This window comes from Azoarcus sp. TTM-91, from assembly GCF_012911025.1.
Taxonomy (GTDB): domain Bacteria; phylum Pseudomonadota; class Gammaproteobacteria; order Burkholderiales; family Rhodocyclaceae; genus Azoarcus.
Genome location: NZ_WUEI01000022.1, coordinates 25510 through 37599, shown reverse-complemented (window position 1 = coordinate 37599; position 12090 = coordinate 25510). Strand labels below are relative to the sequence as shown.

The following is a 12090-nucleotide window of genomic DNA, read 5'->3' as shown; positions in this document are numbered from 1 at the left end:
CATGGGGCTACCGTTGATCCACATCAAACACACAATCAGGGCTTTCTGCCATCTTTCATCAGAAATTGCCTGTATACGACCATGACTACTAAGAACCTAATCTTCGATCCCCAACTGATTCGCCGGTTCGATATAAACGGACCGCGTTACACGTCGTATCCCACTGCAGACCGCTTCGTCGAGGCTTTCGATGCCAGCGCCCTGCAGGACTGGCTCGGTAAGCGAGCAGTGGGAGGGATGAGTAGACCGCTTTCATTATACTTCCACATCCCTTTCTGTAACACGATCTGCTACTACTGCGCCTGCAACAAGATCATCACTAAGGATCATGCCCGCTCGAGCAAGTACCTCAAGTACTTGGCGAAAGAAATAGAGATGCAGGCGGCCAGCCTCGAGGGGACCAAGCAGGTCACCCAACTGCATCTTGGTGGCGGCACGCCGACCTTCCTGTCCCACGAGGAAATGCAGCAACTGCTGGATTCTGTGCGTGCGCATTTCAACCTGGTACCGAACGGCGAGTATTCGATTGAGGTGGATCCCCGTAAGGTCGGGTACGACACCATCGCTTTCCTGTCGGATCTCGGCTTCAACCGCATGAGCGTGGGCGTGCAGGATTTTGCGGAGGATGTTCAGGAGGCGGTGAACCGTGTCCAGAGTTTCGAGGAGACCAAGCTGGTCATCGATGCTGCGCGGACAACCGGTTTCCGCTCCATCAGCCTGGACCTCATCTACGGTTTGCCCAAGCAGAACGTCATCAGCTTCAATCGCACCATCGAGCAGGTACTGGAGCTAGCGCCTGACCGCATCTCCTTGTACAGCTATGCTCATCTACCGGGTTTGTTTAAGCCTCAGCGGCGCATCGTCCCGATCCAGTTGCCGTCGGCGGACTCCAAGCTGCAGATACTGCAACTGGCCATCCGCCGCCTGACCGAGGCGGGGTATGTCTACATTGGGATGGACCATTTCGCCAAGCCGGATGATGAGCTCACCGTGGCCCAACGGCAAGGCCGGCTGCACCGCAATTTCCAGGGTTATTCCACTCAGGCGGAGTGCGATCTGCTTGCCTTTGGCGTGTCTGCCATCGGCAAGATCGGACCGGTCTACTCCCAGAATGTGAAAACGCTGGACGAGTATTACGACGCCTTGGACCGCGATGAGCTGCCGGTGCTGCGCGGGATTGAGCTGACCGCCGACGATCTGCTGCGGCGCTCCATCATCCAGGCGCTGATGTGCCACTTCGAACTCTCGATCCAGTCCATCGAGATTGCACACCTGATCGACTTCCGCAGCTATTTTGCCGAGGAGCTGACCGATCTGGTGGAGATGGAGGCGGCCGGGCTGGTCAAGATGGACGGCGACTGGATCAGCGTGATGCCCGCCGGGCGCCTGCTCGTTCGCGGGATCGCAATGATCTTTGACCGTTATCTTCGGGCTGATCGCGAGCGCGCGCGTTACTCCAGGGTGATCTGACACGACGGGCGGCCGGGTAGAATGGGCGGCCCGTGGCGGTTGCACTCTTTCGTGTCCTTGAGCCTCATTCATGCCTGAAACCGGCTATTTCGCCGTATTCCTGATTGGCCTCCTTGGCGGTACCCATTGCGTCAGCATGTGCGGTGGCATCGTCGGGGCGCTCAGCGTGCAGGTTAAGCTGCCGTCCGAGCAGGCCCGTCAGTGGCCTATCCATCTGGCGTACAACCTCGGCCGCATCACTACCTACACGGTTGTGGGCGCGCTGCTGGGCGCAATTGGTTCGGTTGGCTTGCTGTATAGCGGGGTATTGCCGGTACAGATCACTCTGTATGTACTGGCCAATCTGATGCTGGTGGCCCTCGGGTTGTATCTCACAGGCTTTACCCGTGTGTTGGCGCCAGTGGAGCGTATGGGGCATCGGCTTTGGCGCAAGGTGCAGCCAGCGACCCGGCGCTTTCTGCCGGCGCATTCGCCCAAGCAGGCTTTTCCACTCGGATTGCTTTGGGGGTTTCTGCCCTGCGGCCTGGTATATAGCGTGCTTGCAGCCGCGTTGGTGACGGGCTCTGCGGCCCGGGGTGCCGGCCTGATGCTGGCTTTTGGCTTGGGAACCTTGCCGAACCTGTTGCTCGCCGGGTTGCTGTTCAAGCGCTTTCGGGATATCACCCGGAACAGTCGGGTTCGTTTAGCCGCAGGGCTGATGGTGATGGGCTTCGGCGTTTTCGGCCTCATCCATGCTCCCTCGCTTGGCGGCAGCTTGTGGAATGGCGTGCTTTGCGTGGTTTGAGCCGCCGCTTCAGGCACTGAGGGCGCGGAGGATGGGGCAGGGGGCCGCGGTATCGCCGTGGCGGCAGCAATCCACCAGTTCTGCCAGTGCATTGCGCATTTCCATCAGCTGAACAATCCGGGCGTCGATGAGGCTCACCTTGTCCTGAGCCAGATTGCGCGCCTTCACCCGATCCGTCTCCTCGTTCAACGACAGCAGCGTTTCGATCTCTTCCAGCGAGAAACCTAGATGCTGCGCGCGCTTGATGGCCCGCAGCCGGGCGAGGTCCGTTTCGCTGTATGTGCGATAGCCGCCGCCGACCACTGCTGGCCGAGGCAGCAGGCCGCGTCGCTGGTAGTAGCGTATGGTTTCCACATTGACCTGCGCTGCTCGTGCGAGGGTGCCTATGGTGTAGCTGGAGGAGAGGGTAGCCATGGTGGGGTTGACTCCGTACTTGAGTACGGTGTTTAGACTGCATCCTGACTGCTTTATCCGCAAGAGGATCGCTATGGCAAGCCACTCCTTGGCCGCTGGCTCGCAAGGGGCCGCCGAGAACGCGCGCACGCTGGATCTGCCGGTTGCCGGCATGACCTGCGCTGCCTGTGCCACTCGTATCGAGAAGGTGCTCAACCGCCTGCCAGGGGTTGCGGCGACGGTGAATCTCGCCACCGAGAAAGCCCATGTGACGCTGGAGGGCGGGCAGGCCGACGCCGACGCGGTAATCGGCAGCATCCGCAAGGCGGGCTTTCAGGTGCCGGACGCTGATCTGGAATTGGCGATAGCCGGGATGAGTTGTGCCGCGTGTGCGACCCGGCTCGAGAAGGTGCTGAACCGGCTTCCCGGCGTGCAGGCCAGCGTCAGCTTCGCTAGTGAACGGGCCAGCCTGCGTTACACCCCGGGGTTATCGACTGTGGAGGGCGTCAAGGCCGCGGTTGCGCGTGCAGGATTCGAGGCGCACGAGACCAGCACTGCCCAGCGGGAGCAAGAGCGGGACCGCCAGAAGCGGGCCTGGAATGCGGAACTGAGGCGCTTCTGCATCGCGGCGCTATTGTCGCTGCCCTTGCTGGCACAGATGCCCGTCATGTTCGGCGCCGGCTGGGGTGGAGAGGGGCATTACGACATCGTGCCGCGCTGGCTGCAACTGATTCTTGCCACGCCGGTCCAGTTCTGGATCGGAGCCCGCTTCTACCGCGGCGCCTTCTCAGCCGTTCGCGGCGGAGGGGCCAACATGGACGTGCTGGTGGCGCTGGGAACCAGCATGGCCTACTTCTACAGCTTGGTGGTGACGCTGGGCGGCTGGCATGGGCTCCATGTGTATTTCGAAGCGTCGGCCACCATCATCACCCTGGTGCTGCTGGGGAAGTTGCTGGAAGCGCGAGCCAAGGCGCGCACGGGCGCCGCGCTGGATGCGCTGTTGCGCCTGCAGCCTCGGCGGGCGTGGGTGGAGCGGGACGGTGCGGTGGTGGAGGTTCCGGTGGATAGCCTGCAGCCGGGGGACGAATTCATCCTGCGCCCTGGCGACGCAGTGCCGGTGGATGGCGTCGTCGTCTCAGGCCGTTCGGCGGTCAATGAGGCCATGCTCACTGGCGAAAGCCTGCCGGTGGACAAGCAGGCGGACGACGAGGTCTATGCCGCGGCTCTCAACGGCGAGGGGGTGCTGCGCTGTCGGGCGACAGGAGTGGGGGCCGCGACCCTGCTGGCCGGCATCATCCGGTTGGTGGAGCAGGCGCAGGGCTCCAAGGCGCCAGTGCAGCGGCTGGCGGACCGCATCTCGGCGATATTCGTGCCGGTGGTCGTCGGCATCGCGTTGCTCACCTTCATTGGCTGGTGGTTGTATGCCGGCGATTTCTCCCAGGCCTTGATCAACGCGGTGGCAGTGCTGGTGATTGCCTGCCCCTGCGCACTGGGACTGGCGACGCCAACCGCCATCATGGTCGGGACCGGGCAGGGCGCGCGCGCCGGCATGCTGGTGAAGAACGCGGCTGCGCTGGAACTGGCGGAGCGCATCTCGGTGCTGGCGGTGGACAAGACCGGCACGCTCACCGAAGGCGCGCCGAGAGTGGTGGACGTCCGCCCGGCCGAAGGCCGGACGCGGGATGGGCTGCTGGCCCTGGCGGCGGCGCTGGAGCGAACCAGCAGCCACCCCATCGCCCAGGCCATCCTGGCCGCCGCGGAAGGGGTAACCATGCCGACGGATGAATTGCGGGATGTCCGCGCCGTGGGCGGACGCGGCATCGAAGGGCGCCTGGGGGCGCAGAGGGTGCTGGTCGGCTCGCCTGCCTTCCTGGAGGAGCGTGCGATTGCGTTGCCAGCCGCTGAGGTAGCGGCGTTGGCGGCCCGGGGGCAGACCCTGGTGGCGGTGGCGGTGGATGGCGCCTGCGCCGGGGTGATCGGTGTCGCCGACCGTCTGAGGCCGGATTCGGCGGCCGCGGTGAGGCGTCTGCGCGAGCTTGGCCTGCGGGTGGTGATGCTGACTGGCGACCATGAAGCTACCGCGCGGGCAATCGCCGCCGAAGCCGGCGTCGAAGAATGGCAAGCCAATGTGCTGCCGGGCGACAAGGCGGCGGCAGTCGAGGCACTGAAGCACGGCGGCGAGCGGGTCGGCATGGCGGGTGATGGCATCAACGATGCGCCTGCGCTGGTAGCGGCGGACGTGTCCTTCGCGGTGGGCGTGGGCGCCGACATTGCGGTGGAGGCGGCCGACATCACGCTGGTGCGTAACAGCCTTGCTGGCGTAGCGGATGCGATCTCGCTGTCGCGGGCGACACTGCGGCGCATCCGGCTGAACTTGTTCTTCGCCTTCATCTACAACGTGGTGGGCATCCCGCTGGCGGTGCTGGGACTGCTGAATCCGGTGATTGCCGGCGCCGCCATGGCGATGAGTTCGGTTTCCGTGGTGAGCAATTCCTTGTTGCTGCGTCGCTGGCGGCCCCGGGCCTGATTTCTTTATCCAGAAGGAGTGGTGCAATGAGTGAAGTGACGATCAAGATCGCCGGTATGAGCTGTGGCGGCTGCGTACGTAACGTGACTGGCGTGCTGCAGGCGCTGCCGGGGGTGGAGCGGGCTGAGGTGTCGCTGGAGGCCGGAGAGGCCAAGGTGGCGTTCGATCCGGCCAAGGTCTCGGTGGAGAACCTGTGCCAGGCGGTGGACGACGCTGGCTTCGAGGCTGCCAGCGCCTGACCTTTTCCCTGCCCTCAGCGGGCTAGGCGCTGCCGCGGGTACCGGTCGCCCGCAGCAGGGCCTCCATGTCCCCGGCCGGCAAGGGGCGGGAGAACAGGTAACCCTGACCTTCGTCGCAGCCATGCTCCAGCAGGAACTGCTGCTGCGCCGGGGTTTCCACCCCTTCGGCCAGCACGCTCAGGCCGAGGTTACGGGCGATGCCGACGATGGTGCGGGTGATGTTGGCATCGTCTTTGTCGGCGGGCAGATCGTTGATGAAGGAGCGGTCTATCTTCAGCCGGTCCAGCTGGAAGCGCTTCAGGTAGGCGAGGCTGGAGTAGCCGGTGCCGAAGTCGTCGATGGCAAGGCCCACACCCAGCACCTTCAGGGCTCTGAGTGTGGCGGCCGCGCTGTCGGCGTCGGTCATTAGGGTGCTTTCCGTCAGTTCGATTTCCAGCAGTTCAGCCGGCAGGCCGGTTTCCGCCAGCACAGTTGCCACCGTCTCGACGAAGTCGCCGTGATGCAGTTGTATCGCCGAGGCGTTCACGGCCACCTGGAGGTCGCCCAGCCCCGCCTGTCGCCAGGCCTGGGCCTGGGCACAGGCGGTTTTCAGGATCCAGCGGCCGATGGGAACGATGAGGCCGGTATCTTCCGCCACCGGGATGAAGCGGCCGGGCGGGATGTTGCCCCGTTCGCCTGCGTGCCAGCGCAGCAACGCTTCGCAGCCGATCAAGCGGCCACTGGCGAGATCTACCTGGGGCTGGTAGTGCACGGAGAGCTCCTGGCGCGCTTCCGCCTGGCGCAGCAGATTTTCCAGCTCCAACCGCTCCCTGACCTGGAGGTTCATCTCCGCGGTGAAGAACTTGTAGGTGTTACGGCCGGCGGACTTGGCGTGATACATCGCCGCATCCGCGTTGCGCAGCAGCGTTTCTGCGTCTTCGCCGTCCTGCGGCCACACGGCGATGCCTATGCTGGGGGTGACCGAGAGCTCGTAGCGGCCGATCAGGAAGGGCGCGGCGAACTGGCGGACGATGCGCTCGGCGTGGCTGGCGATTTCGGTTGCTGCGCCGGTATGGCGCAGCACCAGGATGAACTCGTCGCCGCCGGAGCGGCCCACGGTGTCGCCGTCGCCAGCGAGGGTGCGCAGCCGGGCGGCGACTTGCTGCAGCAGGGCGTCGCCCACGCCGTGGCCAAGGGAGTCGTTCACGTTCTTGAAGCGGTCAAGATCGATGAACAGCAGGGCCGCCGGTGTGCCGTCCTGGCGGGCGGCTTCGATGGCCTCGTCCATCCGCTGCCGCAGCAGGGCGCGGTTGGGCAACTCGGTCAGCGGGTCGAACTCGGCCAGACGGCGCAACCGGGCCTCGGCTTCTTTGCGGGCGCTGATGTCTGCCAGCGCGCCGACGTAATGGGCGATCTGGCCTTCTTCATTGGCGACCGCGTTGATCGACAACTGGACCGGCAGCTTGCTCTGCATGCCCAAGCGCAGGGTGGCTTCGCCATTCCAGGCGCCGGCCTGGGCCAGGGCGCGCTGCACCGGGGCGAGGCCCTGGTCGCCGACGCTGATGAGGTCCGCAGCGCAGGTGCCGGGGCCGGCCAGTTCGGGCTGGTTGCCGGTAAGCCGGAGGAAGGCGGGATTGACCGACAGGAAGCGGAAGCGCTCATCCAGCACCATCATTGCCTCGTTGCCGGATTCGAATACCCGTGAGGAGAGTTGCAGCTGGCGGTTGCTCTCCCGCAGCGCCGCGCTGCTGAGGGCCAGCTCGTTGTGATACATGGCGAAGCGCCCGGACAGCCAGCGCGATAGCAATACCCCGAGCAGCAGCGTGGTGGCGGTACACAGGCCGAGCGCGATCAGCGCCAGCCGCAGCCGTTGGTGGGCGCTCTGCTGCAAGGCCACGCGCTCGCGCTCCAGGATGCCGTCCAGTTCATTCAGGCCGATGCTGGCCACCAAGTACCAGCCCCAGGGTTCATGCTGGCTGACATAGGCCAGGCGGCGCTGGCTGCCGTGGGCGGTGCTCTGCACCAACTCCAGCTTGCCACCGCCGTGCCGGGCGATGTCGAGGGCCTGCTTGGTCCAGTCGGCAGCGGGGCCGAGGGCCGCGGGCCGCAGCCCGCTCTGCTCGGTGGGCAGGCGGGGTTCGAGCAGAACGTCGCCTGCCAGCGTCAGCACGCCGACCACCCCGTCCGGATGGAAGCGCAGCGCCGCGATGCGGGCCAATGCCTCACGCTGCAGGTCGGCCTCGACCTCGTGCAGATATTCGCCGGCGCCTATCACCCAGCCCAGGGGTTCGAAGCGGCGTACGTAGGCCAGCTTGTCCGCCATCTCGTTCGGGCGGTCGGGCCGGTACCAGCGGTAGCGGGAGTAGCCGCGGCCTTCGGGGTTCTTGGTCGCGTCCACCAGCCCCCGCATGATGTAGCGGCCGGTGTCGTCGCGGTTGTTCCACAGCGAGCTGCCTTCCCGCGCCGGGTCGGTCGGCAGCAGCACGCAATTGCCCTGGAGATCGTCGATGAAGTAGTAGCCGCGGCCGTGGAGGAAGCGCATCGGCCGCAAGGCTTCGACAATGAGGGCGCGCAGCCGGTCGGGCGGAAGGCGGTCCTTCTCCCGCGCGTACAGGCGTTCGACCATGTCGGTCACCTGATCCACATGTTCGCGCAGCGCGGTCTTGGCCTTTTCTTCGCGGCTGGCGCGTTGGAACTCCAGATAGTTCGCGAGTGCGGCAAGTTCATCGCGCAGGTGGGCCTCGTGGGCGGCCAGCGTTTCTTCCTCCTGGCTGGCAAGGCGGGTCTCCAGCTCCCTGCTGTCGTGGAGGATGGAGAGAATGCCTATCGTGCCCGCCATCGCGACGACCAGGCACAGCATGCCCGCCGTCAACAGGTGGGGCAGGCTGCGTTCGTTGAGGCGGAACAGGCGGCTGAGGAGCAATTTGGAGGCGGCGCAGCCGGCGGAGGGAAGTGGTCGTGCAGAATAAGACTTTTGATATATGCAAGCCAGCCGTTTGCGAGCGCTTCGTGACCCGATTCACAGTGAGTAGGAAGGATGGGTGGCGGGACCGCCTGCGGCGATGGAAGTAGGGCGGCCGGAACCAAGGGGCGGACCGTGCTCTGGCGAGACAGGTGAGGCGTGGGATTTGCTCTTATAATCCGGGCCACTTTTTCCATGGGAGGGTATATGGGCTTCGACCTCGTGAAGGCTGGCAAAGACGTGCCGAACGACATCAACGTGATCATCGAGATTCCGGCGCAGGCGGATCCGATCAAGTTCGAGGTGGACAAGGACAGTGGCGCGGTCTTCGTTGACCGTTTCATGGGCACTTCCATGCGCTATCCGCTGAACTACGGCTACGTGCCCCACACCGTGGCCGGCGACGGTGACCCGGTGGACGTGCTGGTGGTGACGCCTTTCCCGCTGCTGCCCGGGGTGGTCATCCGCTGCCGTCCGGTGGGCGTGCTGAAGATGGAAGACGAGTCCGGTGTTGACGCCAAGGTGGTGGCGGTACCGGTGTCCAAGCTGACCCCGCTGTACGACAAGGTGCAGAGCATCGACGACCTGCCCGAGCTGCTGATGAAGCAGACGGTGCATTTCTTCGAGCACTACAAGGACCTGGAGCCGGGCAAGTGGGTTAAGGTCGTCGGCTGGGGTTCGCTGGACGAAGCGCGCCAGGAGATCCTGGACGGCATCGCCAAGGCCGCCAAGTAAGCTCGGCTGGTGATGTGCCTGCGGCCGGGAGGCTGCGGCACCGCGGGGCCCGCTTTGGCGGGCCCCTGTTCTTTTTCGGCTGGGTTTCAGCTGTTTTCGCGCCGAAAAGGGGTGCGCTCCGACAACTCGTCCAGGTAGAAGCGCATGCCTTCGGTCTCTTGGGCGAGGAAGCGATCGACCGCGTCGCGGAAGCGCGGGTCGGCGATCCAGTGCGCTGAGCGAGTGGGAACCGGTTCTAGTCCTCGCGCCAGCTTGTGTTCGCCTTGGGCGCCACCCTCGAAGCGCGAGAGGCCCTGGCCGATGGCGTACTCGATTGCCTGGTAGTAGCAGAGCTCGAAGTGCAGGAAGGGCAGATGCTCGGTCGCCCCCCAGTAACGGCCGTAGAGGGCCTCTTCGTCACACAGGAAGAAGGCGCCTGCGACCCGCTCGCCATTGCGCTCGGCCAGCAGCAGGCGGACCTGGCTCGGCTGGCTGTCGGCCAGCCGGGTGAAGAAAGCCGGGCTGAGATAGGGCGTCGAGCGGTGCAGTGCGTAGGTGGTGGCGTAGCAGCGGTAGAAGAAGGCCCAGTCTTCGGCGTTCGCCATGCGGCCGTCCAGCCAGCGCAGGGCCAGGCCATGCTCGCCGGCGCGGCGGCGTTCCTGGCGGATTTTCTTGCGCTTGTCGTGATTGAGGCTGGCGAGGAAATCGTCGAAATCGCGGTAGCCGGCATTGCGCCAGTGGAACTGCACGCCGTGGCGGATCAGCAGTCCGGCGTCGCGCATCCACGCCGCCTCCTCCTCGGTGGGGAAGAGCAGGTGCAGGGAGGAAAGCCGGCTTTGACGCGCCATCTCCAGCGTGGCCGCGAGCAACTGCTGGCGGCTGTCGGCGCTCTGGCCGAGCAGCCGGGCGCCGGGGATGGGAGTGAAGGGCACGGCGGACAACCACTTGGGATAGTAGTCCAGCCCGTGGCGCCGGTAGGCGTCTGCCCAGGCCCAGTCGAACACGTATTCGCCGTAGGAGTGCTGCTTGGCATACAAGGGCAAGGCGGCCAGGGGCGTGCCGTCCCGCCACAGCGTCGCGTGGCGGGGTGTCCAGCCGGTTTCCGCGTTGGCGCAACCGGTGGCTTCCAGGGTGTGCAGGTAGGCGTGGGAGAGGCAGGCCTGGCTGCCGGCAAGGGCGTTCCAGTCTCGGGCGGGTACTTGGTCGAGGCTGGAGAGCAGGTGAAATCCATCCGCAAAGGGCATCGTGGTCTTCTCTGGCCGGGGGCTTGAAAGGGCGCGGCTGCGTCATCCCGGGCATGCGGCCAAGGCGCGGCGCTCATCATGAAGCGGTATAGTTGAGGCCATGAATACCACGCTTTCCATCGCTGTTGCCCAGTTCAATTTCACCGTTGGCGACTTGGTGGCCAACGCGGATCGCCTCATCGCCGCGCTGACCGAGGCGAAAGCCGCCGGCGCCGATCTGCTGCTGACTCCCGAACTCGCGCTATCCGGCTATCCGCCGGAAGACCTGCTGCTCCGGCCCGATTTCTATCGGGCCTGCGAGCGGGAGATGGCGCGCGTTGCCGCGGCCACGACCGGTATCGGCCTGGTGCTTGGCCACCCGCAGGAGCGGGAAGGCATGCGCTACAACGCCGCTTCCGTATTCCTGGATGGACGTTTGCTCGCGACTTACCACAAGCAGTTGTTGCCCAATGTGGAGGTGTTCGACGAAGAGCGTTACTTCGAACCCGGCTCCGCGCCCTGTGTCTTCGAACTGAAGGGTGTGCGGGTGGGCGTGTTGATCTGCGAGGACATCTGGGCCCCCGGCCCGGCAGTGCTGGCGCGGGCGGCGGGGGCAGAGGTGCTGCTGTCGCTCAATGCTTCGCCGTATCACATGAAGAAACTGGCGCTGCGCCAGCAGGTGCTGCGCGAGCGCGTCGAGGAAACCCGGTTGCCGGCGCTGTATTGCAACCTGGTGGGTGGTCAGGACGAACTGGTATTCGACGGCGCATCCTTTGCGCTGGACCGCGACGGGCAACTCTCCTACCAGGCGCCTGCTTTTACCGAAGGCCTGGCATTCCTGCGGCTGGAAGCAGGCAACTGGCAAGGCGGTGGCAAGGCGGAGCCTGGCCCGCTGGAGTCCGAGGTTTACGAGGCGCTGAAGCTGGGCGTGCGGGACTACCTGGGCAAGAACCGTTTTCCCGGCGCGCTGATCGGCCTCTCCGGCGGCATAGACTCGGCGTTGACGCTGGCGATTGCGGTGGATGCGCTGGGGGCGGAGCGGGTGCGCGCAGTGATGATGCCTTCGCCCTACACCGCGCAGATGAGCCTGGACGACTCGCGCGAGATGGTGAGACGCCTGGGCGTGCGCTACGACGAAATCGCCATCGAACCGGCGATGAGGGTATTCGGCGAGATGTTGGCGCCCCAGTTCGCCGGCCTGGCGGAAGACACCACCGAAGAGAACCTACAAAGCCGCATCCGCGGCATGATCCTGATGGCGCTGTCGAACAAGACCGGCGCCATCGTGCTGACCACTGGCAACAAGAGCGAAATGGCCACCGGCTATGCAACCCTGTATGGCGACATGGCAGGTGGCTTCGCGGTGTTGAAGGATCTGTACAAGACCTTCGTCTATCGCCTCTCGGCCTGGCGGAACACCGTCAGCCCGGTGATCCCGAAGAACATCATCGACCGTCCGCCCTCCGCTGAGCTCAAGCCGGGCCAGAAGGACCAGGATAGCCTGCCTCCATACGAGGTGTTGGACGCCATCATCGAAGCCTATATGGAGCGCGATGAGTCGCCACGCGAGATCATCGCCCGCGGCTACGAGGCAGCCGAGGTCCGCCGGACCGTCGCCATGCTGAAGCGCAACGAATACAAGCGCCGCCAGGCGCCGGTGGGTATCCGGGTGACGCAGCGGGGCTTCGGCAGGGATTGGCGTTATCCGATAACATCCCGCTATCAAGACGAGTTTTGAATGACAGAGGACGCAGTGCCGGGCACAGGCCGGCATGCCATCCCGAACAAGGAGACCCGAG

The 12090-nt window shown here is 65.0% G+C and carries 9 protein-coding genes; 6 read left to right on the top strand and 3 right to left on the bottom strand.

The features are described from left to right. Window positions 1-81 precede the first annotated feature (81 nt). Window positions 82-1470, top strand: a complete 1389-nt coding sequence (gene hemN, locus GRF61_RS08855; protein WP_169150299.1) for an oxygen-independent coproporphyrinogen III oxidase — start codon at window positions 82-84, stop codon at window positions 1468-1470. A 70-nt stretch (window positions 1471-1540) separates the two neighbouring features. Then, window positions 1541-2254 carry a sulfite exporter TauE/SafE family protein gene (locus tag GRF61_RS08850; protein ID WP_169150298.1) on the top strand — a complete coding sequence of 238 codons (714 nt, stop codon included), beginning with the start codon at window positions 1541-1543 and terminating at the stop codon, window positions 2252-2254. 9 nt (window positions 2255-2263) lie between these two features. On the opposite strand, the gene GRF61_RS08845 is transcribed toward GRF61_RS08850, so the two are convergent. Continuing rightward, complete coding sequence (locus tag GRF61_RS08845) at window positions 2264-2668, bottom strand: MerR family transcriptional regulator (protein ID WP_169150297.1); 405 nt, start codon at window positions 2666-2668, stop codon at window positions 2264-2266. A 73-nt stretch (window positions 2669-2741) separates the two neighbouring features. Here GRF61_RS08845 and GRF61_RS08840 point away from each other — a divergent pair, with 73 nt between their 5' ends. Both GRF61_RS08840 and GRF61_RS08835 read left to right on the top strand, forming a co-directional pair. Beyond that, window positions 2742-5174, top strand: coding sequence for a heavy metal translocating P-type ATPase (locus GRF61_RS08840; protein ID WP_248281168.1), 2433 nt, complete (start codon window positions 2742-2744; stop codon window positions 5172-5174). Between the two features lie 26 nt (window positions 5175-5200). Beyond that, window positions 5201-5413: a heavy metal-associated domain-containing protein gene (locus tag GRF61_RS08835; RefSeq protein ID WP_169150296.1), complete on the top strand. Its 213-nt coding sequence runs from the start codon at window positions 5201-5203 to the stop codon at window positions 5411-5413. A 22-nt stretch (window positions 5414-5435) separates the two neighbouring features. Here the strand turns inward: GRF61_RS08835 and GRF61_RS08830 are convergent, their stop codons facing one another. Next, entirely contained in the window at window positions 5436-8315 is a 2880-nt protein-coding gene (locus tag GRF61_RS08830) for an EAL domain-containing protein (RefSeq protein WP_169150295.1), read from the bottom strand. A 246-nt stretch (window positions 8316-8561) separates the two neighbouring features. Here GRF61_RS08830 and ppa point away from each other — a divergent pair, with 246 nt between their 5' ends. Further along, complete coding sequence (gene ppa, locus GRF61_RS08825; RefSeq protein ID WP_133592145.1) at window positions 8562-9089, top strand: inorganic diphosphatase; 528 nt, start codon at window positions 8562-8564, stop codon at window positions 9087-9089. Window positions 9090-9175: 86 nt separating this feature from the next. Here the strand turns inward: ppa and GRF61_RS08820 are convergent, their stop codons facing one another. Then, window positions 9176-10312, bottom strand: a complete 1137-nt coding sequence (locus GRF61_RS08820; RefSeq protein ID WP_169150294.1) for a GNAT family N-acetyltransferase — start codon at window positions 10310-10312, stop codon at window positions 9176-9178. 100 nt (window positions 10313-10412) lie between these two features. On the opposite strand from GRF61_RS08820, the gene GRF61_RS08815 reads away from it, so the two are divergent. Beyond that, window positions 10413-12029, top strand: coding sequence for an NAD+ synthase (locus tag GRF61_RS08815; protein ID WP_211165844.1), 1617 nt, complete (start codon window positions 10413-10415; stop codon window positions 12027-12029). Window positions 12030-12090 lie beyond the last annotated feature (61 nt).